This window comes from Pseudomonas sp. PA27(2017) (assembly GCF_001945445.1).
GTDB lineage: Bacteria > Pseudomonadota > Gammaproteobacteria > Pseudomonadales > Pseudomonadaceae > Aquipseudomonas.
On sequence record NZ_MSXW01000016.1, the window covers coordinates 136,382 to 158,421 of the forward strand.

At 64.7% G+C, this 22,040-nt stretch carries 21 protein-coding genes; 11 read left to right on the plus strand and 10 right to left on the minus strand.

The window, feature by feature from the left end; all coding sequences use genetic code 11:
• Positions 1 to 37: 37 nt before the first annotated feature.
• A complete protein-coding gene (locus tag BVH06_RS08695; protein ID WP_075933797.1) occupies positions 38 to 2,068 on the minus strand; it encodes an NADPH-dependent 2,4-dienoyl-CoA reductase in 2,031 nt (676 codons plus the stop codon).
• 197 nt (positions 2,069 to 2,265) lie between these two features.
• Here BVH06_RS08695 and BVH06_RS08700 point away from each other — a divergent pair, with 197 nt between their 5' ends.
• The 9 genes from BVH06_RS08700 (at position 2,266) to BVH06_RS08740 (ending at position 9,633) form a co-directional block, all read left to right on the plus strand.
• Complete coding sequence (locus BVH06_RS08700) at positions 2,266 to 3,324, plus strand: AraC family transcriptional regulator (RefSeq protein WP_075930756.1); 1,059 nt, start codon at positions 2,266 to 2,268, stop codon at positions 3,322 to 3,324.
• 190 nt (positions 3,325 to 3,514) lie between these two features.
• Positions 3,515 to 4,702 carry a PepSY domain-containing protein gene (locus BVH06_RS08705; RefSeq protein WP_075930757.1) on the plus strand — a complete coding sequence of 396 codons (1,188 nt, stop codon included), beginning with the start codon at positions 3,515 to 3,517 and terminating at the stop codon, positions 4,700 to 4,702.
• Positions 4,699 to 5,244 (plus strand): thiamine pyrophosphate-binding protein, encoded by a 546-nt coding sequence (locus BVH06_RS08710; protein WP_075930758.1) that lies wholly within the window; start codon positions 4,699 to 4,701, stop codon positions 5,242 to 5,244. Before BVH06_RS08705 ends, BVH06_RS08710 begins: the two co-directional genes overlap by 4 nt.
• Positions 5,241 to 5,567: a hypothetical protein gene (locus tag BVH06_RS08715; RefSeq protein WP_075930759.1), complete on the plus strand. Its 327-nt coding sequence runs from the start codon at positions 5,241 to 5,243 to the stop codon at positions 5,565 to 5,567. Before BVH06_RS08710 ends, BVH06_RS08715 begins: the two co-directional genes overlap by 4 nt.
• Positions 5,564 to 6,130, plus strand: coding sequence for a DUF6162 family protein (locus tag BVH06_RS08720; RefSeq protein ID WP_075933798.1), 567 nt, complete (start codon positions 5,564 to 5,566; stop codon positions 6,128 to 6,130). Before BVH06_RS08715 ends, BVH06_RS08720 begins: the two co-directional genes overlap by 4 nt.
• A 35-nt stretch (positions 6,131 to 6,165) precedes the next feature.
• The gene (locus tag BVH06_RS08725) at positions 6,166 to 7,098 is read left to right on the plus strand and encodes a metal ABC transporter substrate-binding protein (protein WP_075933800.1); all 933 of its coding nucleotides are present in this window, start codon (positions 6,166 to 6,168) and stop codon (positions 7,096 to 7,098) included.
• A complete protein-coding gene (locus BVH06_RS08730; RefSeq protein WP_075933801.1) occupies positions 7,095 to 7,850 on the plus strand; it encodes a metal ABC transporter ATP-binding protein in 756 nt (251 codons plus the stop codon). Before BVH06_RS08725 ends, BVH06_RS08730 begins: the two co-directional genes overlap by 4 nt.
• Positions 7,847 to 8,749: a metal ABC transporter permease gene (locus BVH06_RS08735; protein WP_013790915.1), complete on the plus strand. Its 903-nt coding sequence runs from the start codon at positions 7,847 to 7,849 to the stop codon at positions 8,747 to 8,749. Before BVH06_RS08730 ends, BVH06_RS08735 begins: the two co-directional genes overlap by 4 nt.
• Complete coding sequence (locus BVH06_RS08740) at positions 8,746 to 9,633, plus strand: metal ABC transporter solute-binding protein, Zn/Mn family (RefSeq protein ID WP_075930763.1); 888 nt, start codon at positions 8,746 to 8,748, stop codon at positions 9,631 to 9,633. Before BVH06_RS08735 ends, BVH06_RS08740 begins: the two co-directional genes overlap by 4 nt.
• Before the next feature lie 399 nt (positions 9,634 to 10,032).
• On the opposite strand, the gene epsC is transcribed toward BVH06_RS08740, so the two are convergent.
• From epsC to BVH06_RS08760, 4 genes are all read right to left on the minus strand, one after another.
• Complete coding sequence (gene epsC / locus BVH06_RS08745) at positions 10,033 to 10,995, minus strand: serine O-acetyltransferase EpsC (protein WP_256562759.1); 963 nt, start codon at positions 10,993 to 10,995, stop codon at positions 10,033 to 10,035.
• Positions 10,996 to 11,117: 122 nt separating this feature from the next.
• Complete coding sequence (gene treS, locus BVH06_RS08750) at positions 11,118 to 13,193, minus strand: maltose alpha-D-glucosyltransferase (RefSeq protein WP_371915275.1); 2,076 nt, start codon at positions 13,191 to 13,193, stop codon at positions 11,118 to 11,120.
• A 104-nt stretch (positions 13,194 to 13,297) separates the two neighbouring features.
• A complete protein-coding gene (locus BVH06_RS08755; RefSeq protein ID WP_075933805.1) occupies positions 13,298 to 13,714 on the minus strand; it encodes a cytochrome c family protein in 417 nt (138 codons plus the stop codon).
• Between the two features lie 70 nt (positions 13,715 to 13,784).
• A complete protein-coding gene (locus tag BVH06_RS08760) occupies positions 13,785 to 14,672 on the minus strand; it encodes an NAD(P)/FAD-dependent oxidoreductase (protein WP_075933806.1) in 888 nt (295 codons plus the stop codon).
• 144 nt (positions 14,673 to 14,816) lie between these two features.
• On the opposite strand from BVH06_RS08760, the gene BVH06_RS08765 reads away from it, so the two are divergent.
• Entirely contained in the window at positions 14,817 to 15,266 is a 450-nt protein-coding gene (locus BVH06_RS08765) for an Rrf2 family transcriptional regulator (protein WP_075930767.1), read from the plus strand.
• 358 nt (positions 15,267 to 15,624) lie between these two features.
• On the opposite strand, the gene BVH06_RS08770 is transcribed toward BVH06_RS08765, so the two are convergent.
• Together BVH06_RS08770 and BVH06_RS08775 are read right to left on the minus strand one after the other, a co-directional pair.
• Positions 15,625 to 16,026 carry a hypothetical protein gene (locus BVH06_RS08770; protein ID WP_075933873.1) on the minus strand — a complete coding sequence of 134 codons (402 nt, stop codon included), beginning with the start codon at positions 16,024 to 16,026 and terminating at the stop codon, positions 15,625 to 15,627.
• Positions 16,027 to 16,093: 67 nt separating this feature from the next.
• Positions 16,094 to 17,731: a methyl-accepting chemotaxis protein gene (locus BVH06_RS08775; RefSeq protein ID WP_075933807.1), complete on the minus strand. Its 1,638-nt coding sequence runs from the start codon at positions 17,729 to 17,731 to the stop codon at positions 16,094 to 16,096.
• A 332-nt stretch (positions 17,732 to 18,063) separates the two neighbouring features.
• Here BVH06_RS08775 and pgm point away from each other — a divergent pair, with 332 nt between their 5' ends.
• On the plus strand, positions 18,064 to 19,728 hold the full coding sequence (pgm, locus tag BVH06_RS08780; protein ID WP_075933808.1) for a phosphoglucomutase (alpha-D-glucose-1,6-bisphosphate-dependent): 1,665 nt from the start codon (positions 18,064 to 18,066) through the stop codon (positions 19,726 to 19,728).
• Positions 19,729 to 19,788: 60 nt separating this feature from the next.
• Here the strand turns inward: pgm and BVH06_RS08785 are convergent, their stop codons facing one another.
• From BVH06_RS08785 to pstB, 3 genes are all read right to left on the minus strand, one after another.
• On the minus strand, positions 19,789 to 20,421 hold the full coding sequence (locus BVH06_RS08785) for a hypothetical protein (protein WP_075930770.1): 633 nt from the start codon (positions 20,419 to 20,421) through the stop codon (positions 19,789 to 19,791).
• Entirely contained in the window at positions 20,421 to 21,122 is a 702-nt protein-coding gene (locus tag BVH06_RS08790) for a hypothetical protein (RefSeq protein WP_075933809.1), read from the minus strand. Before BVH06_RS08790 ends, BVH06_RS08785 begins: the two co-directional genes overlap by 1 nt.
• 99 nt (positions 21,123 to 21,221) lie before the next feature.
• Positions 21,222 to 21,983: a phosphate ABC transporter ATP-binding protein PstB gene (gene pstB / locus BVH06_RS08795; RefSeq protein WP_070886465.1), complete on the minus strand. Its 762-nt coding sequence runs from the start codon at positions 21,981 to 21,983 to the stop codon at positions 21,222 to 21,224.
• Positions 21,984 to 22,040 lie beyond the last annotated feature (57 nt).

Sequence of the window (22,040 nt, forward strand, 5' to 3'; positions counted from 1 at the left end):
GTGACCCGTTCGGTAGAGGGTGAATGAAAATGCCGAACTACAGTGCTGCCGCCAGGCGTGAGCCCTGGTTGATGGCGCGCTTGGCATCCAGCTCGGCGGCTACGTCAGCGCCGCCGATCAGGTGCACCGAAGCACCGCCGGCAACCAGCGCGTCCTGCAGCTCGCGCAGCGGATCCTGGCCGGCGCAGAGAATCACCGTGTCCACCGGCAATACCTGGGGTTCGCCCTCGGCCACGCGCACGTGCAGCCCCTGGTCGTCGATCTGCAGGTATTCGACGGCATTGATCATCTGCACCTGCTTGTTCTTCAGACCGGCGCGGTGGATCCAGCCGGTGGTCTTGCCCAGGCCGTCGCCGACCTTGCTCTTCTTGCGTTGCAGCAGAAACACCTGGCGCGCTGCCGGCTCGACCTGCGGCTGCACGCCGGCGACGCCGCCGCGCGCTTGCAGGGCCGGGTCGATGCCCCACTCCTTCCAGAACGCCTCACGGTCCAGGCTGGTGGCCGGGCCTGCATGGGTGATGAATTCGCTGACGTCGAAGCCGATGCCACCGGCGCCAATCACCGCAACGCGCGGGCCCACCGGCTTGCGCCCCAGGATGGCGTCCAGATAGCTGATCACCTTGGCGTTCTCGACACCCGGGATGGCAGGCGTGCGCGGCACGATGCCGGTGGCCAGGATCACCTCGTCGAAACCGCCGGCGAGCAGGTCTGCAGCGCTCACCCGGGTGTTCAGGCGCAACTCGACGCCGGTGGTCTCCAGCTTGCGTTTGAAGTAGCGCAGGGTCTCGAAGAACTCTTCCTTGCCCGGGATGCGCTTGGCCACGTTGAACTGGCCGCCGATCTCACCGGCCCCATCGAACAGGGTAACGCGGTGCCCGCGCTCGGCCGCCACGCTGGCAGCGGCGAGCCCGGCAGGCCCGGCACCGACCACGGCGATGGTCTTCACCGCAGTGGTGGGGATGTAGTTGAGCTCGGTTTCGTGGCAGGCCCGCGGGTTGACCAGGCAGGTGGTCAGCTTGCCGCCAAAGGTGTGATCCAGGCACGCCTGGTTGCAGCCGATGCAGGTGTTGATCTCGTCGCTGCGCCCGGCAGCGGCCTTGTTGACGAACTCGGGGTCGGCCAGGAACGGCCGCGCCATCGATACCATGTCGGCATCGCCCTCGGCCAGCACCTGTTCGGCCACTTCCGGGGTGTTGATGCGGTTGGTGGTGATCAGCGGGACCTTCACCTCGCCGCGCAGCTTGGCGGTAACCTTGGTGAACGCGGCGCGCGGCACCTTGGTGGCGATGGTCGGGATGCGCGCCTCGTGCCAGCCGATGCCGGTGTTGATCAGCGTGGCGCCCGCCGCCTCGATGGCCTTGGCCAGCGTCACGATCTCCTCCCAGCTGCTGCCGCCCTCGACCAGATCGAGCATGGACAGGCGATAGATGATGATGAAGTCGCTGCCGACCGCCTCGCGTACGCGACGCACGATCTCCACCGGCAGGCGCATGCGGTTGGCGTAGCTGCCGCCCCAACGGTCGCTGCGCTGGTTGGTATGGGCCACCAGGAACTGATTGATGAAGTAGCCCTCGGACCCCATGATTTCCACGCCGTCATAGCCAGCCTGGCGCGCCAGCGCCGCGCAATTGACGAAGTCGGCGATCTGCTTCTCGATGCCCGCCTCGTCCAGCTCCTGGGGTTTGAACGGATTGATCGGCGCCTGGATGGCGCTGGGCGCCACCTGCTTGGGGCTGTAAGCGTAGCGGCCGGCGTGCAGGATCTGCATGCAGATCAGCCCACCCGCCTCATGCACCGCCTCGGTGACGATGCGATGCTTGTCCGCCTCCTCGGGCGTGCTCAGCTTCGCCGCACCGGCGTACACACCGCCCTCCTCGTTCGGCGCAATGCCGCCGGTGACCATCAGACCGACGCCGCCGTGGGCACGCTCGGCGAAGTAGGCCGCCATGCGCTCGAAGCCGCCGGGTTTCTCTTCCAGGCCGGTGTGCATGGAGCCCATCAGGGTGCGATTCTTCAAGGTCACGAAGCCCAGATCCAAGGGCGCGAGCAGGTGCGGGTAGGCGGTCATGGTTTCAGTCCATCGGCGTCGGTCACGGAGTTGCCGCCACCTGCGCGGGCAGCGGTCGTATGGCTTAGACGATAGTGAAGCAGATGCCCCCACTCAATGATCGTAAATGACAAATCAATGATCATGAGTGACAGCACATCTGGCGCACTGCCCTGGGCCGAGCTACGCTGGCGAACCTCCCTGCCGGGCGCACGCCGATGAAACCTGCCGCCATTCGCCTGGGCGATCTCTCCATTGGCTACCTGCATAGCCTGGCGGACGCCGTCGACCATCTGGGCCACGCCTCGCAGCCGCTGCTCGAACACTACGGCTTCGATGCTGCGCGCCTGGCCGAGCCACGCGCGCGGCTATCGATCCCGCGCTACATGCACCTGGGCCACGCCGCCATCGAACTGACCGGCGAGCCGGCCCTGGGCCTGCTGATGGGCCGCTTCGCCTACCTGCATCGCCTGGGGCTGGCCGGTATCGCCGCGGCCCAGGCGCCTACCGTGCGCGAGGCGGCCCGTACGCTGATCCGCTTCGAGGCACTGTACGCCTCGAACTACCGTGGTCGTTCCAGCCTGGCCGAAGACAGCAATGGTGCCTGGCTGCGCTTTCACTCCATCGGCCCGTACAACGCCTACAACCGCTTCGTGGTCGACACCGTGCTGGCCACCTGGCTGCAACAATTGGGCGCCCTGGCCCGCACGCCGCTGACCGCGCAAGCGCTTCAGCTGGAATTCAGCGCGCCTGACTACGCCGAACGCTATCCGCTGGAGTTCGGTTGCGTGCCGACCTTCGAGGCGGACTTCAACGGACTCAGGCTCGACCAGCAGGCGCTCAACCTGCGCAATCCGCTGCATTGCCCGGGCACCTGGAATGAATTGTTACAACTTTGCGAGCAGGAGCTGCATAAGCTGACCCGCCCGCAAAACATGCGTGATCGCGTCATCCAACTGCTCGGCCCGCGCCTGCATGGGCGAGAGCCGGACATGGACGACATCGCCCGCCAATTGCAGTTGCCGAGCTGGACGCTACGCCGTCGATTGGGCGAAGAAGGCACCCGCTTCAGCACCATCGTCAACGAGACCCGCCGCGACCTGGCGGTTGCCTACGTACGGGACACCGAGCTGAGTTTCGGCGAGATCGCCTACCTGCTCGGCTTCGCCTCCGCGGAGGCGTTTCAGCGCGCCTTCAAGCGCTGGCTCGAGCACCCACCGGGAGAAATGCGCCGCACCCTGCGACAGAACAGCAGCACATCTGAATCTATGAAATAACTATTTTCATTTGCAGCTGCGGGTTTTACGCTTCTCATCCGTCCTAGTAGATAGCTGATTCATTCGTGCCCGCCTGGCGAGCACTTCATCGGTTTGTACACCTCGCTGGCTACCTGGCCGGCGAGGTTTCGTTCGTACCTAAAATCGCGCCCCGTGCAACGCACGAGGCGCTCAGACAAGACTGATATACATGTCCAAGAAGTCGCGTTCAAAAATCTGGTTCCTGGTGCACAGCTGGCTCGCTCTGCCGATCTGGTTCTTCGTGCTGATCGTCTGCGTCACCGGTACCCTGGCGGTGGTCAGCCAGGAAATCGTCTGGTTGGCCAACCCCGACGTACGCGCCAGCAAACCCTCGGACGACGCCGAGCTGCTGACCTTCGGCCAGGTGCTGGCCGAAATCAAGAAGGCCCAGCCGGAGCTGGTGGTGCAGTCCATCGCCCGCCCTGACGAATCGCACTTCGCCCTCACCGCGCGGGTCAGCTACCCGGACGGCAGCAACCCGACCATCTACGTCAACCCCTACACCGGCGCCATTCAGGGCGTGAGCCCCGAGTTCGACTTCCGCCAGTTCACCCGCGCCCTGCACGGCTGGTGGCTGGTGCCCTTCACCAACGGTTTCAGCTGGGGCTGGTATCTGGTGTCGATGATGGGCATCCCCATGCTGCTGTCGCTGATCACGGGCCTCGTGGTCTACAAGAAATTCTGGAAGGGCTTCTTCAAGCCGCGCCTGCGTTTCAACCAGGGCGCGCGGATCTTCTGGGGCGACTTCCACCGCCTGAGCGGCATCTGGTCGATCTGGTTCATCGCCGTGGTGTCGATCACCGGCATCTGGTTCCTGATCCAGGCGATCCTGTTCGACAATCAGATTTCCATCTCCACCGAAGGCGTGCCCGCCGTAGTGGCCCGCGAGGACGTGCCGAACGTGCGCCCCGGCGAGCCGATCCCGATGCTCGACGTGGACGAAGCGGCGCGCATCGCCATCGGCAAGGTACCGAGCCTGGACGTCAGCTTCACCCGCCTGCCCAGCAACGCCTACGACCATATCTCCGTCGGCGGGCGCGGCTGGTACCCGCTGATGATGCAGAGTGCCTCGATCAACCCCTACACCGGCGAAGTGGCCCAGCAGCGCCTGCTCGAGGATCGCTCCAAACTGGAGTTCGTCACCGAATCCATGCGCCCGCTGCACACCGGCGACTTCGGGGGCCTGTGGGTGAAGATGATCTGGTTCTTCTTCGGCCTGATGCTGAGCATGATGGTGCTCAGCGGTCTGCTGATCTGGACCAAGCGCACCGCCCAGGCCACCGCCAAGGTGATCAAGCGCCCGGCGCGCTCGCGTGACCGCGACACTGCAACCGACACTGGGGAGGTCAAGGCATGAGCAAGGCCATGGCAGCACAACCCGCTTCGCCGCTGAGCCGCTTCTGGTACAAGTGGCGCTTTCACATCAACATCCTGCTGGTGCTCATCCCGTTGGGGTTCATGCCCAAGTACTTCGCCGACGTCGCGCTGTTTCGCGGCACCAGCGGCCTGGGCGAGCGCACGGTAGGTGAATTCCCGGTCGGCCCCTGGTCGATCACCCTGGCAGAATTTCGCGCCGCACCACCGGAACTCGACGGCCCGGCCGGTTACATGAAGACCTTCACCGGTGCGCTGTGCAAGGAATGCATCGGCCAGGTCAAGGCCACCTACCTGCGCATCGGCAAGCCCCGCAGCCTGCGCGCCGCCGGCGGCATCTTCTTCGGCAGCGCCTACCGCATGGGCGCCACCGTGCCGTTGCCGAACCGCACCAAGCCCGACGCCGAGCTGTGGATCACCATGGAGGGCTGGGACGGCTCCGTGCATCAGGCCGCCGTACCGCTCGAACAGGCATCCCCATCCACCGTCGCGTGGCTGCAGAAACAACAAGGAGGCAAACCATGATCAAGCCCAACGTCCTGCGCAGCGTCGCAGGTATCGCCCTGCTGTCGCTGAGCGGCCTGGCCCTGGCTCACAACCCCATGTGCCAGTGCGAGGAAGTCGATGCCGAGAACATCCGCTGCACCGGCGGTTTCTCCGATGGCAGCGGCGCCGCCGGCGTGACCCTGGATGTGATCGGCTATGACGAGAGCATCCTGGTGCCCGGCAAACTGGCCGACGATTCGACCCTGACCTTCAAGAAGCCCGAAGGTGAGTTCTACGTGCTGTTCGACGCGGGCCCCGGCCATATCGTCGAAATCGACCACACGGAAATCGAGGCCCCATGACGGTTCAGGTCGTACGCCCCGCCGGTGCCGGTCATGAAACCCTCTACGTGCTCGCCCTGTGCCTGGTCATCGTGCTGGTGGCCGGCTCGGTGGTCGCCTGGCATGGCGAAACGGACAGCGAAACCGCCATCGCCAGTCACCAGATCGATGCCCGCCGCGACCTGACTGCCGCCGAACAAGGCATCTATGCCGACCTGCGCGTGGCCGCCGACGAGATCCGCATTCGCCGCGACGAAGAGCAGACCCTGCTGAGCCCCGCCGAGCTGGCCGATGAAGGCTTCCCCCCATTCGTCAACGATGCCAGCGCCACCAGCCGCGGCAGCCACCAGTGGCAGTTGCTGCCCGGCGACGAGGCCGCCTACTTCGGTGCCAGCCAGGCGCTGGACGTCGCCGGCTCCCTGCTCATGCGCCTCGACGCCGAGGGTGAGCAGGCCGACGTGTGGCTCAACCGCAGCACCGCCAGCGCGCCTGCCAGCCTCGATGCACCGGCCCTTATCGCTGCCGGCTGGCAGCAGATCGCCTCCCAGTACGACGCAGGTGTGACCCGGCAACATCGCCACTGACACCTTTGACTCACCCGACAGAAGACCGCCCGCCCATGCCCATTTCCCGCCTTTTCCGCGCACGCCACCTGCTGTCACGCCTGAGTATCGGCGCGACCGCCCTGCTGCTACTCGGCGCCGCCAGCGTGGCCGATGCCAAGCTGCGCATCGGCATCACCCTGCACCCCTACTACAGCTACGTGAGCAACATCGTCGGCGACAAGGCCGAGGTGGTGCCGCTGATTCCGGCCGGCTTCAACCCCCACGCCTACGAGCCGCGGGCCGAGGACATCAAGCGCATCGGCTCGCTGGACGTGGTGGTGCTCAACGGCGTGGGCCATGACGATTTCGCCGACCGCATGATCGCCGCCAGCGAAAAGCCGGATATCGAAGTGATCGAGGCCAATGCCAACGTGCCGCTGCTGGCCGCCACCGGCATTGCAGCCCGTGGCGCCGGCAAGGTGGTCAACCCACACACCTTCCTGTCGATCAGCGCCTCCATCGCCCAGGTCAACAACATCGCCCGCGAACTCGGCAAGCTCGACCCGGACAACGCCAAGACCTACACCCAGAATGCCCGTGCGTACGGCAAGCGCCTGCGCAAGCTGCGCGCCGACGCCCTCGCCCAGCTCACCGAAGCGCCAGACGCCGACCTGCGCGTGGCCACCGTGCATGCGGCCTACGATTACCTGCTGCGCGAATTCGGCCTGGAAGTCACCGCGGTGGTAGAGCCAGCCCACGGCATCGAGCCGAGCCCGAGCCAGTTGAAGAAAACCATCGACCAGTTGCGCGAGCTGGACGTCAAGGTGATCTTCTCCGAGCTGGACTTCCCGTCCACCTACGTCGACACCATCCAGCGCGAGTCGGGCGTCAAGCTCTACCCGCTGTCGCACATTTCCTACGGCGAATACAGCGCCGAGAAATACGAGAAGGAAATGGCCAACAACATGAACACCGTGGTGCGCGCCATCCAGGACGCCGGCCAATGACCGCAGCCGAAAACCTGAGCGTGGCGGCCATCGGCCCGACCCTCGATTTCCAGCAGGTCAGCCTGGTGCTGGGGCGCACGCAGATCCTCGACAAGGTCAGCTTTCAGGTGCGCCCGGGCAGCGTGCATGCGCTGGTCGGCCCCAACGGTGGCGGCAAGAGCTCGCTGATCAAGACCTTGCTCGGCCAGATGCCCCATCAGGGCACGCTCAGCCTGGCCTGGCAGGGCGAAGTCGGCACCATCGGCTACGTGCCTCAGGCGCTGGAGTTCGACCGCGGCCTGCCGATGACCGTGGACGACTTCATGGCTGCCATGTGCCAGCGCCGACCAGCCTTTCTCGGCCTGTCGAAGCATTACGCCAAGGCCATCGACGAGGCCCTGGCCCGCGTCGGCATGCTGGAGAAGCGCAAACGGCGCATGGGCGCGCTGTCCGGCGGTGAGCGCCAGCGCGTGCTGCTGGCCCAGGGGCTGATTCCCGCGCCGCAATTGCTGGTGCTCGACGAGCCGATGTCGGCCCTCGACGAAGCCGGCATCCAGGTGTTCGAGCGCCTGCTCGGTGACTGGCGCCGTGCCGGCATGACCGTGCTGTGGATCGAGCACGACCTGGAAGCGGTCAAGCGCCTGGCCGATCGCGTCACCGGCCTGAGCCGCCGCGTGCTGTTCGATGCGCCGCCAGGTGAAGCCCTGACCCCGGAGCGCCTGCTCAGCCTGTTCTCCACCCATGCCCGCACCGTGGAGGCCGCCCAGCCATGATCGACTATGAACAGTTCCGTCTGTTGATCCAGGGCTGGGCCTCGGCTGGCTACCTGCCCGCCGCGCTGGCCTACGGCTTCGTGGTCAACGCCCTGCTCGCCGGCCTGCTGATCGGCCCGGTACTGGGCGGCCTGGGTACCCTGGTGGTGGTCAAGCGCTTCGCCTTCTTCTCCGAGGCGGTAGGCCACGCCGCGCTGACCGGCGTGGCCATCGGCATCCTGCTCGGCGAGCCCTACACCGGCCCCTACGGCGCGTTGTTCGGCTACGCGCTGTTGTTCGGCATCCTGCTCAACTACCTGCGCAATCGCACGGGCCTGGCGCCGGACACGCTGATCGGCGTGTTCCTGTCGGTGTCCCTGGCCATGGGCGCCAGCCTGCTGCTGGTGCTGGCCGGGCGCATCAACGTGCACATTCTGGAAAACGTGCTGTTCGGCTCGGTGCTCACCGTCAACGGCACCGACCTTCTGGTGCTGCTGGTGGTCGGTGGCCTGGTCATGGGCCTGGCGCTGCCACTCTACAACCGCATCATGCTGGCCAGCTTCAACCCGCAGCTGGCCGCAGTGCGCGGCGTTGCCGTGAAGACCCTGGATTACCTGTTCGTGATCCTGGTGACGTTGATCACCGTGGCCGCGGTCAAGGTCATCGGCGCGATTCTGGTCGGCGCCCTGCTGGTAATTCCAGCCGCCGCCGCGCGTCTGCTCAGCCAGTCGCTGAAAGGCTTCTTCTGGCTTTCGGTGCTGATCGCCACCGTCAGCACGCTGCTCGGCATCCTGTTGCCCATCGTGCTGGATCTGCCGATCCCCTCCGGCGCCGCGATCATCATGATCGCTGGTATCGCCTTCGCCCTCGCCGCCATCGCACGCGGCGTCGTACCAAGCTTGAAAGGGAACCTGGGATGACCCATCGACTCCACCAACTGGGCCTTGCCCTGCTCCTCAGCCTGCCGGGCCTCGCCCTCGCCAAGGAGGTCAGCGTGCTGGTTTCGCAGCCGATCACCTTTGGCCTGGCCAGTGACCTGCTCGACGGCACCCAGGTGCACATCGAGCGCGCCGCGCCGGCCAACCTTCCGGCCAGCCGCCAGGTATCGTATTTCGCCGGGCGTGGCGCCGCCGCGCTGCAGAAGGTCGCCGTCGAGGCCGACGCAGCCATCGCCCTGCGCTCGCTATGGTCGGAAGACCCGCTCTACCCCATGGCACGGCGCAGCAACATCCGCATCGTCGAGATCGATGCCGCCCGCCCGGTGGATGGCGCCCTGCCGGGTATCGCCATCCAGGCCGAAAGTGCCGGTGACAACGACCTGGCCAGCCACCCGTGGCTGGCGATCAACAACATGGGGCGCATGGCCGACGTGATGGCTGCCGACCTGGTGCGCCTGGCGCCGGACGCCAAGGGCAAGGTCGAGCAGAACCTGGCTGCCCTCAAGCAGCGCCTGCTCAAGCTCAACGCCCACAGCGAGCGCGAGCTGGCCAAGGCCGACAACCTGTCGGTGTACAGCCTCAGCGATCGCCTGGACTACCTGATCAGCGGCCTCAACCTGGATCTGGTGAGTAGCGACAGCCGCGATGACCGCGACTGGGACGCCGACGCCCTGAAGTCCCTGACCGGCGCTCTGCAAGCCGATGACGTGGCCCTGGTGCTGACTCACCGCAACCCGCCCAAAGCAGTGGCTGATGCAGTGCAGGCCGCCGGCGTGCAGCTGCTGGTGCTGGCAACCGACAGCGACGACCCGGTCGCCGAGCTGGAAGGCAACGTCGACGCGCTGGTCAAGGCGCTGAGCCAGTAAGCATTTCAGCCGTCGTAACGAAAAAGGCCCGATGCATGTGCATCGGGCCTTTTGTTCTGATCGTGGCCAGGGTTCGCCCCCAGCCTTTCAGCGAGCCTAGCAGGCTGTTGAAAAACTACCTGCGTTGCCATTGCTGCGTTAAAAACAGGCTCAAAATGCTCATTTACACCTCGTAAACTCCGCTTTTTCGCCTGTTTTGGCCTTGCACTGGCTGCCTCGCCTACGTTTTTCAACGGCCTGCTAGAGCTCGGTGGCGTCTTCGGCGAACTCGGGCACGTCCTGTTCCAGGGCACGGGACTCGAGCAACTCTTCCTGATAATCGTCCATCGCTTTCTCCTTTCTCTCTCTTCGGTCTCGCACCGATTCTAGTGGATCCCCGTGACCTTCCTGTGACAGGGATCAGCAACCGCTGCGTTCAGCGCTCGCCTGGGACACATTACTCCCCGGCTCGACGCTGCGCGTCAACCAGACGTTACCACCGATGACAGAGCCCTTGCCGATGGTGATGCGCCCCAGGATGGTCGCGCCGGCATAGATCACCACATCGTCCTCGACGATCGGGTGACGCGGCTGGCCCTTGTGCAACTGACCGCTCTCGTCACTGGTGAAGCGCTTGGCGCCCAGGGTCACGGCCTGGTAGATGCGCACGTGGTTGCCGATGATCGCCGTCTCGCCAATCACCACGCCGGTACCGTGATCGATGAAGAAGCTGTGGCCAATCTGCGCACCCGGGTGAATGTCGATACCGGTGGCGCCGTGGGCGGTCTCCGCGGCGATGCGCGCCAGCAGCGGTAGCCCTGCGCGGTACAGATGATGCGCCAGGCGGTGATAGATCACGGCCAGCACGCCGGGGTAGCACAGCAGCACTTCGTCGACGCTGCGCGCCGCCGGGTCGCCGTTATAGGCAGCCACCACATCCTGGTCGAGCAAGCGGCGCAGCGCCGGCAATGCGGCGGCAAAATCACGCACGATGGCAACCGCCTGACCGTCCACGTCATCGCCGGACTCACCGCGCTGGCGCGCCGCGTAACGCAACTCCATGCGCACCTGGGTCACCAGGGCATTGAGTGCACGATCCAGGGTATGGCCGACGTAATAATCTTCGCTTTCCTCACGCAGCTCCGTAGGCCCCAGGCGCATCGGGAAAAGCGCCCCGCAGAAGCCCGTCAAGATTGCTGCCATGGCCTGGCGCGATGGCAACTCGCGGCCACCCAACTCAGGGTGACGGCCCGAGCGGTTGCGCCAGTCGGCACGCGCCGCACGCAGGCCGGCCACGGTCTGTTCCAGGTCCCAGTTGACGGGGCGGGAGCAGTAATCAACCTCGGCGCCATCGTCATTGCGGATGGCAAGCTCGCCGTTCATCGACACCTCAACTCAACAAGTGGCCGGCGCCAACGGCCAGCCAGAACATGGACAATACGGCGCACTCGCAGACTCGCTCAACTACTCGCAGGTTATGAGCTTAGTGCGCAAAGGCATATCGCTCAGCCGTCCATGGGCGCGATGCCGGGTGCCATGCTGGCGATACGCAGCGCCAACCCTTCATAGGGTTCGAGCTGGATGTGCAATTCGCCATCGGCGGACAGATCACCCATCAGCCGCTCGTGAATGATGTCCACCACCGGGCCCGGCTCGACGTGCTCCAGGGTGATCATCTCGCTGAGCGGCTCGGCGCCGAAATTCAGCGCCGTGACCTGAATGCCCCGCCCGGCCGGCAGCTCATGCACCATGATCAGCAGCGCAGGATGCTCGGTGACCGGCACGGCGATCTGCCGACTCGAAGCCACGCCATGGGAGCGCCGTGCCGCGAACAGCCGTCGCGCCTGGGAGGCGAACGAGTGCGGGTCTTGCAGTTGTTCGCTGAGGCTGCCGTACAGCTGACGCGAGCGCGGCAGGCCTTCGGCAGACAGCAACGCCTCGGGGTCGAGGTCGACCAGGTCGTAGCCGCCACGATTGATCCAACGCGTGTCGCCATCAGCGATCAGCTCGGCAACCTGATCGGCTTCCAGCGGCAAGGCGCCGACCAGATCCCAGCCTGACAGCGCCACCACGCCCGGCTGCATGGCATTGAACATCAGCAGCAGCAGATGCACGCGGCGGATCTGCTCGATATCGGCGTCGGTAATGGTGTTCAGATCACGGATGCCCAGCGCCGCGGTGATGATGCTCACCGTGGTGCAGGCCACGCCGTTGGTGACGAATTTCAGGTTGTAAGGCGCGTGCTCGCCGGTTAGGCGCTCGTACATCTCGCCACGAATGTGCTCGCGCAGGATGCTGCCCGGCAGGCTCTGGCCTCGGAACACGTAGGTGTCGTTGGCATGCAGCGTCCAGAAATGCACCAGCTCCAGGGTCAGTTCGTCGTGGTTCTGCAGGGCGTGGATCAGTGACGCCGGGTCAATGCCGAAGTCGTGCATCTGCTGCAGCATCAGGCGCAGGAACTCGACTTCACCGGTCAGCAAGGCGTGCTGGTAGGCCGGGCGCGTGATGAAGTCATAGGACAGATCCGCCCCGCCCTGGGACATCGACGCGATGTCGTCCAGGGTGAGGTTCAGTTCCTGGAAGCTGAAGGCGCCGGCCTTGCGGATCATCCCGGCGAGCAACTGGTTGCCGGTCAGCGACAGCGGGTGGCTCTCCGACCAGGCATTGCCTTGGCTACGCCGCTCGACGCCGAGGAAGCCGTTGGCATCCAGGCGCAACACCCGAGAGCCGATCACGTCGATGGCGTGCAGCGACTCACCGGTGACCAACTGCTGGGCGGCAAAGGTCGGATCCAGCCAGTTCAGCGACGGCTGGCCTTCCTTGAAGTAATGCAGGTACACCCAACGCCGCACCTTGCCGTCGACGCCGGTGATCTCGCCCGTGGCGCTCCAGTCGGTTTCCTTGACGCCCGGCTCGAAGAAAATCACACGCTGCAACTGGCCGACGATGTAGTGCTTGTCGCGCAGTGCATCGACGGTGGCTGGCGACAGGTTCACCGAATCGCGACCCTCGCGCAGCGGCGGCAGCAGCTCCCAGTCGGCCTCGGCGATCTCCACCATGTGGTAGAGACCGGGATAGTCGCCATAAGCCATTTCCGCCAGGCGGAAATCCGCGCCCTTGCCGGTGTGCGAAGGGATCGAGTCGTCGATGGTCACCGCATTGTGGGCGGCCGCCACGCGGCTCAGGTGCACCAGCTCTTCCTCGCTGCCGAAGCGCGGGTCGATCTCCAGGCTGATCCGGTCGAAATTGCCGTCGACGGTGGGCGTGTACTCGCGCCCCTGTAAACCACCCGAACGACGCAGCGGCCCAGTGTGGATGCCTTGAACGCCGAGCTCGGAGAGCGCTGCCCACAAGCGTTCGTCGCCGAGCGCCTGCAGTACCGAGCCATCGGGCGAGGTAATGATCGAGGCGGGATAGACCGCCAGCCACACCGAGGCTACCGCGGTGACGCTACGCGGCCGGGCCAATGCATAGGGTTGCTGCCACAAGCGGGCCTGGCCCGAATACAGGCGCATGCGTTGGCGGGCGGTGTGCAGCATGGACTGCTCGACCAGCCAGTTGATCTGTTGTTCATCTGCCATAGCGATCCCGGGGTGCGTGAGGGAGGATCGCGAACGGCCAGGCCGTCCGCTGGTTCAATTTCAGAGCCAGCGCTGAGGGCTTCGTTCAGATTGATTGCTTGCGCTCAGTGATCCTGCTGAGCCTTCAGATAGAGCAGCAGGCCATCGATCTTGTCCTGATCGCCAATGCCCCAGAAGCGCATCTTGTTGCCGGGCACCACGCTGTCGGAATCCTTGATGAAGGCGCTCAGGGTGTCGTGTTCCCACACCACGTCCGCCTGCTGCATGGCAGGCGAATACTTGTAGTCCTGAGTGGCGCCGGCGTGGCGGCCGAAAATCCCGTTGAGTTGGGGCCCGAAGGCCGCCCGCGCGCCCGGCCCGACGTTGTGGCAGTTGCCACAGACGCGCTTGAACAATGCCTCGCCGGCAGCGATGTCGGCTTCGGCCAGGGCCGCCTGGGTGAACAGCGCGCTCGCCGAGATGAGCAACCCGTGACGCAGGAGGCGCCGGCCCGGTAGGTGAGTCAGTACAGAAACGGTCATTGGTACGCTGAAGTGGATGCGGAGGGGTCACCAGTATGCCCCAGCACTCACACCGATTCATTGATCTGCGCTAGCGAAAGATCAGCGACTGATGCGCCCCCGCCCCCGCCCTTGCGCCGGTGCCGACGGCAAGCGCCACGGAACCTGCGGCCAGGGCTGCGTCGCCGCAAGCGAATACGCCAGGCACGGTGGTTTCCTGGGTTTCGGTGGTTTGCAGGTAAAGCCCCATCGGCCCTTCGAGCAGGGCGCAACCAAGTTGCGTGGCCAGCGGGTTGCCCTGGTGCGTGCGTGGCATCACGAACAGACCGTCCAGGGCCACGCTGCGGCCGTCGGCCAGGTTGACGTCCACGCGCTCGCCGCTGATCGATTGCACGCGATCGGGCTCGACCACCACACCTCGACGCGCCAGCTGTTCGAGCTGCTCGGCATCGGGCACGAATGCGCCGTTGAGGAAGAAGGTGGTGCTGCCCCAGTCCGGCAGCATCATGGCATGGTGAATCGACATGGGCGACACGGCCAGCACGCCGATGCGCCCCTGATCCAGCTCGTAGCCATGGCAATACGGGCAATGAAACACATGACGGCCCCAGCGCTCGGCCAGCCCGTCGATGGCGGGCAGCTCGTCGCGCACACCGCCGGCCAGGATCAGTCGCCGGGTGCCATGGGCCTGGCCACCGCGCAACCTGACCACGAAGCCGTCGCCCTCGCGCTGCACCTCGGCGGCTTCTCCGACCTGCCAGGTGACGCTGGGGTAATCCATCAACTCGGCTCGCCCGTCGGCGGCGATGTCGTCGGGCGCGCGCCCGTCCTGACCGAGAAAGCCGTGGGAATGGCTGGCAAAGCGGTTACGCCGCACGCCGGCGTCGATCACCAGCACGCGACGTCGAGCACGGGCCAGCTGCAGGCCGGCGGACAAGCCGGCATAGCTGCCACCGACGATGATTGCGTCATAACTCATGGCGTTGCTCCTCCATGCGCGACTCGGGAGAAGACCGAGCCATCATGCAACACCATAAGTTACATACAATCTGAGGGTCAACCTCTCGTAACTTCATTCATTACGAATCATACTCTGCGCGCCTGCTTCCACCTCGAGACGCCCATGAGAAACGACACCCGGCTGTCCCGCATGCTGCATGTTCTGATCCACATGGACCGCCACGCGCAGCGCACCACCTCGGAGACCATCGCACGCATGCTGGAAACCAACCCGGTAGTGGTACGGCGCACCATGGGCCTGCTGCGCGACCAGGGCTACGTGACGTCGGACAAGGGCCACAACGGGGGCTGGTCGCTGGCCAGGCCGTTGGCCGAGATCACCCTGCTGGACATCCACCAGGCGCTGGGCTCGCAGTCTATCTTCAGCATCGGGCTGGCCACCGATCACCCCACCTGCCTGGTCGAGCAGGCGGTCAATCATGCGCTTGGGCAGGCGTTCGACGAAGCCCAGGCGCTGCTGCTGCAGCGCTTATCGTCGATCAGCGTGGCGTCGCTGGCCGAGGATTTCGACGCGCGCTACCGAGCTCTCGAGGTGCCGTGCAACAACCACTGAGCGCGTTGGCGCACTAGGGTCTGTTCCCGTTTCAGCGCGAGCCGCGTTGCCGCGAGAAATGGCCTCCGGTTAGGCGCAGGACGCAGGGAATGGACTAGCCGTCCGCGTTTTCCCTTGCCAAGTCCTGCAACGACAGCGAAGGTCATTTCCCGCGCAACCTAGGCGGCCCCACCCGGAGGGCCGGGCCAGTTTTTGCGCGATGCGGCGTTACTCGATGGCTCATTTGGCCCGCCAAACTTCGCATCTGTGTGACCCACATGGATGTGGGAAATGCCGCAAGCCCGCCGGGAGCGGGCGCGGCCCTTGCCTCGCGCAAAAACTGGCTCCGGCGCGGCCGTGCGTGAAACGGGAACAGACCCTAAAGGTCGCGGAACAGGTCGTGGGCGTTGAGCAGCGCGTAGGCGATTTCCGGGCGTCGCTCCAGGCCTCGGCGGATGGCGGCCGGGATCGCCTGGCGGGTTTTGCGGCATAAACCGGGAAAAGTCTGCACTTCGATGGCGATGCCGCGCATGCTGCGCACTTCGTTGAATCCTGGCGCCACTTCGACGCGAATCCCCAGTTGCTCGAACATGCGCTGCTGCATGCGTTCGAGGTCTTCCAGGCTGGCCAGGTTTTCCAGGCGCTCGAGCAAGCGCTTCTCCTCGGCCTTGGTCAGCAGCAGGATGCGCTGATCGCCGCCGGGCACGTCCAGCAACTGCTCGCGCTCGCAGTCGCAAGCGCCCGGTGGGCAGGGATGACGGATCGGCAGGGAAGAATTCATGGCCTGCATCATAGCCACGCTGGCGGCGCATTGACCATGGTCAACGCGCCGCTATCCGCTCATGGAGTCAGGCGCTGAGCTTGAAGCGGCCCACCAGGCTGTTCAGCCCCTGAGCCAGATGCGCCAGTTCGCTGCAGGCCGCAGCGGTCTGGTTGGCACCCGAAGCGCTCTGGATCGACAGGTCGCGAATGCTCACCAGGTTACGATCCACCTCGCGGGCCACATGGGCCTGTTCTTCCGAAGCGGTAGCGATCTGAAGGTTGCGCTCGTTGATCATGCCGATGGAATCGACGATCTGCCCCAGGGCGGCGCGTGCCTCGTCAGCGACCTGCAGGGTATTGGTGGCTTCCTGGCTGCTGCCGCGCATGGCCTGCACGGCCTTCTCGGTGCCGGCCTGGATTGCCGCGATCATCTGCTCGATTTCCTGGGTCGAGGCCGAGGTACGATGGGCCAGCCCGCGCACTTCGTCAGCCACCACGGCGAAACCGCGGCCATGGTCACCAGCGCGAGCCGCCTCGATGGCGGCGTTGAGCGCCAACAGGTTGGTCTGCTCGGCGACGTTGCGGATCACGTCCAGCACCTTGCTGATGTCCCGCGCCTGGTCGGCCAGGCCCTGCACTTGATCGGAGGCCTGCATGACGTTGCTCGACAGGTTGCGGATCGCCGATACGGTGCGCGCCACGTGCTGGTTGCCAGCATTGGCCGACACGGTGGACTCGCGCGAGGCATCGGAAGCACCACTGGCGTTGCGCGACACTTCGTCGACCGCCGAACTCATCTGCGTCACCGCCGTGGCGGCCTGATCGATCTCGGCATTCTGGCTCTGCAGGTTACGGGTGCTCTCCTCGGTAACCGATGCCATTTCCTCGGCCGCGGCGGCCAGTTGAGTGGACGAGTCGCTGATCTGCCGGATGGCGTCGTTGAGGTTCTTCTGCATGGCGGCCTGAGCGGCCAGCAGGCGCGAGGCTTCGTCCTTGCCGGTGACCTGCACGGTGCGGCTCAGGTCGCCCGAGGCGATGGTCTCGGCGCTCTGCAGCGCCTCCCTGATCGGCGCGGCGATGGAACGGGTCAGCAGCGTTGCCAGCAGCACGGTCAGCAGCACCGCGACGCTGATGGTCACCAGCACGCCGGTACGGCCATGCTGGAATGTCGTATTGGCATTGATGCCGGCCTGCTTGGCACCCTGCATATTGTAGGTGGTCAGTTCGTCGAGCTGCTGCTGCAGCGTATTACCGGCATCGCGCACCTGGCCGTTGGCCAGCTCCAGCGCCTGGGGCAGTTGCTTTTGGCGCAGGAACTGGACGATCTGCTGCTGGCCATCGAGGTAGCTCCGGGCGCTGGCGTTGATGCGGGTGAACATTGCGCGCTCTACATCCGAGGAAACCAGATGACGGCCGTACTGTTCGAGCACCTGCTGCAGCGCGCCACGGTATTGCTGCGCGGCGCTTTCGTCGAACGTCAGCTGCGCGGTGTTCTCGACCACGGCCAGCATGCGTAGGGTTTCCAGGCGTACGTTGAGCAGATCCTTCTGCATCTCGCCGGTGGCCTGGATGCTCGCCATCCAGTTGGTTTCGATGTCCTGCTCGGCCTCGTAGAGGTCGCCGAGCTTGTACAGGGAGAATACGCCCAGCACCATCACCAGCAAGGTGATGAGCGCGAAACAGAAGGCGGCACGGGGGGCGATGTTGAAGCTGCGAAGGTTCATGGCGGCACCAGATCAGAGGCGTTCTACCAACCACTCCCTGTCGGCCCAGCAACGCGATGCCGATTCCGGCTCGCATAACTGAACACTAGCAAAGTGCTATCGACTCGTGCGTAAAAAAAATCTATCGCACTCATGCAAAGTGCCGTGCTTTTGCAATCGAAGCTGACCAAGTGGCCAGTTATGGGGTACTGGCGCTTTACCGCGCAATCTTTATCATCCGCGGCGCGAGTATGGGGAACTCCAGCCCACCGCCCTGGTGTCGAACCCCGAGTCCGACGTCAGGCGTGCCGCGACAGCCGCCCGGCCCTTTCACCCCATCAAAGGAACGATTGATGAGCATTCACAGCAACGCGGGGCTCCTTCCCGACGAGCACAGCCTGGTCAACCTGCCACGCCTGGTGGCGCGCTACTACAGCGAGCGCCCGGATCCGAGCGATCCCGCTCAGCAGGTAGCCTTCGGCACCTCGGGCCACCGCGGTTCTTCCCTGAAGAACAGCTTCAACGAATGGCACATCCTCGCCGTGACCCAGGCGATCTGCGATTACCGCCGCGGCCAGGGCATCGACGGCCCGCTGTACATCGGCATGGACACTCACGCGCTATCCGAACCCGCTTTCGTTTCCGCCCTGGAAGTGCTGGCCGCCAACCGCATTGAAACCCGTATCGATGCCGGCTGCAGCGAAACCGCCAGCGAGCCGGGCTACACCCCTACCCCGGCGATCTCCAAGGCGATCCTCGACTACAACAAAGGCCGCAGCAGCGGCCTGGCCGATGGCATCGTCATCACCCCTTCGCACAACCCGCCGGCTGACGGCGGTTTCAAATACAACGCCAGCAACGGTGGCCCGGCCGACACTGGCGTGACCAAGTGGATCCAGGAACGCGCCAACGAACTGCTGGTGGCCGGCCTCAAGAGCGTGCAGCGCATTGACTACGCCAGCGCCCTGAAAGCCCCGACCACCCAGCGCCACGACTTCATCGAACAGTACGTCGGCGATCTCGAGCAGGTGCTCGACATGCAGGCGATTCGCGGCTCGGGCCTGAAATTCGCGGTAGACCCGCTGGGCGGCGCTGGCGTGCACTACTGGACGCGCATCGCCGAGCGCTTCGGCCTGCCGCTTGAGGTGCTGTCGACCCGTATCGACCCGACCTTCCGTTTCATGCGCGTTGACTGGGACGGCAAGATCCGTATGGATTGCAGCTCGCCCCATGCCATGGCTGGGCTGATCGAGAACAAGGACCGCTTCGACGTGTCCATCGCCTGCGACACCGACCACGACCGCCACGGCATCGTCGCCCGCTCCGTGGGCCTGCTCAACCCCAACCATTACCTGGCCGTGGCCATCGAGTACCTGTTCACCCACCGTCCGCAGTGGGCGGCCCAGGCTGCCATCGGCAAGACCCTGGTGTCCTCGTCGATGATCGACCGCGTGGCCAAGGGCATCAGCCGCGACGTGGTGGAAGTGCCGGTAGGCTTCAAGTGGTTCGTCGACGGCCTGATCGAAGGCCGGTTCGGCTTTGGCGGTGAAGAGTCTGCTGGCGCCTCGTTCCTGCGCAAGGACGGCAGCGCCTGGTCGACCGACAAGGACGGCATCATCCTCGGCCTGCTGGCGGCGGAAATCACCGCCGTCACCGGCAAGGACCCGGGCGAGCGCTACCAGGCGCTGACCGAGCGTTTCGGCGCGCCGGTCTACCAACGGATCGACGCGCCGGCGGATCGCGAGCAGAAGGCCCGCCTGAGCAAGCTGTCGGCGTCCCAGGTCACCGCCAGCGAGCTGGCTGGCCAGCCGATTACCGCGATTCTCACCGAGGCACCGGGCAACGGTGCGGCCATTGGCGGGCTCAAGGTGGTCACCGACAACGGCTGGTTCGCCGCCCGCCCGTCCGGTACCGAAGACGTCTACAAGATCTACGCCGAAAGCTTCGAGGGCGATGCCCACCTCGAGCGCATTCAGAGTGAAGCCAAGGCGCTGGTCGACAGCGTGCTGGCCGGCTGACCAACAAAAACGCCCGGCTGATGCCGGGCGTTTTGTAAAGGTCGATTCAACGCGCCTGGTTCAGGACGAATAAACCTGCGCGCCCTGCACGGCCTTGGCGCGACGCACGTTCTGCTGTCGGCTCATCTGCTTCTGCACCTTGGCCACGGCACCCAGCACCTGCTGCGCCCACTGCTGGTCATCAGGGCGCACCACCACCACGCGGAAGCCATGATGCTGGCCTTCTATCTGCACGCCTTCGGAATCGTCGACATGCAGGTCGATATCGAATGCCGACGGCAGTTTCGAGGGCGCGTGCGACAGCCCGCGCTCCGTCAGCGCATGCTTGTGACGCACGCTGTTCACCACCCCGTCGACGTGGATGCCGTGGAGCATCAGCCAGCGCCGAATGTAGGCTGGCGTGCGCCCGGACGAGGTGTAGATCCAGACGCTGCAATTCTGACGACGCAGCTCGCGAATCAGTGAACGGGTGCCGATACGCAGCGGCTCGCCGAGCCAGCGATGGACGAACGCCGGCAGCTTGCTCGGCTCTGCTTCGCTATGCAGGGCCTGGCAGGCCAGGGTGTCGTCGATGTCGAAGGAAATACGCAGGCGCTGGCGCTTGAGCGAAGCCAGCGGCACGAGCCCCTTGAAACTCTGCAACGTGGGCAGATCGGTGAGGTGAGACAAACGGGCTGCAAAACGCTTGTTCATTACGCCTCCCACCGCTGTCCGGCCGCGAGTTTCTTCTCGCTGAGGAAAAACTTTTTGCGCTCGGGCGACTGATCTTCCAGAAAGGCGGCATATTTCTTCTTGATCTTGGGCAGTTCGTACAAGGCCTTCACACCGTGCTTGGCAGAGTTGCGGATCACCGAAGAAGGATTGAAGTAGCCCTCGGCATTTTTCAGGGTCAGCACGAAAGGCGGCTGACCGTCACGCATCAGCAGGTAGCTGACGATCAGCGAGCCGGTACGGTTGTTGCCTTCGATGAACAGCTGCGGCTTGCTGAGAATCCGCACGTAGACGCCGGCGGCACGCTTCCAGACCGATTCGCCGCGATGCGCGCAATACCAGTTGAACACGTCTTTGATCCCGCCTTCGATGTTGTTGAAGAAGTGCGCTTCAGTCGCCGCCAGGTGCTGGGCGAACTCCTGCCGACGCGCCGCGTCTTGCCCACAGAGCACAGTGGCATTGAGCTCCAGCATCAGGTTCAGGTTCTGCAGTTCGAACAGGTCGATGCCGCGGGCGACATAATCGTCAATCAGCGCGTAGCCCTCAAGCACATTTTCCAGCACTTCGTCGGTCAGCGGATCGCGGGGCTCGGTGAAGTGCCGGCTGAGGTCGGCGAACCGGCTCTGCACTTCACGAAGGGCGTGCTCCACTGCAGGTAAATCAAGGCGACGCTTGGCAGGCATTGGCATTCCTGTACGAAAAATTTTGAAACGACAAAACGGCCGATACCCGTTGGAGCGTTTCCACTCCTCACGGCATTCGGCCTGCAACGATTACAGCGGTTAGCTGAACTTGCCGCTGATGTAGTCCTCGGTCATTTTCTCTCGTGGGTTGCCGAAGATCTGGTCCGTCGCGCCCATCTCGACGAGGTAACCCGTGCGGGTGCCCTGGGAGATGTCCACCGAGAAGAACGCAGTGGTGTCGGCTACACGGATGGCTTGCTGCATGTTGTGGGTAACCAGAGCGATGGTGTAATCCTTCTTCAGCTCGATCATCAGCTCTTCGACCCGGCGCGTGGCGATCGGGTCGAGCGCCGAGCAGGGTTCGTCGAGCAGCAGCACTTCCGGCTCGGTCGCGATGGCGCGAGCGATACACAGGCGCTGCTGCTGGCCCCCGGACAGCGACAGGCCGCTGACCTTGAGTTTGTCCTTGACCTCATCCCAAAGCGCGGCGCCTTGCAGAGCGTGCTTGACGCGGTCGCCCAGGTCACCCTTGTAGCGATTGAGGCGCAGGCCGAACGCGACGTTGTCGAAGATGCTCATCGAGAACGGGTTGGGCTGTTGGAACACCATGCCGATGTAGCGGCGCACCACTACCGGATCGACGCCCTTGCCATAAACGTCCTGGCCGAGGAAGTGCACGTGGCCCTCGAAGCGGAAGCCTTTGACCAGATCGTTCATGCGATTGAGGCTGCGCAGGACGGTACTCTTGCCACAACCGGACGGGCCGATGAAACCGGTGATCTTGTTCTTCTCGATCGGCACGTGGCTGTCGCGCACGGCCAGGAAGTTACCGTAGAAGATCTTGTCCAGCTTGCAGTCCATGACCACGGGCGCTTGAGTCTCGAACGGGGTGGCTATTTGTGCGGATAATTGGTTCAC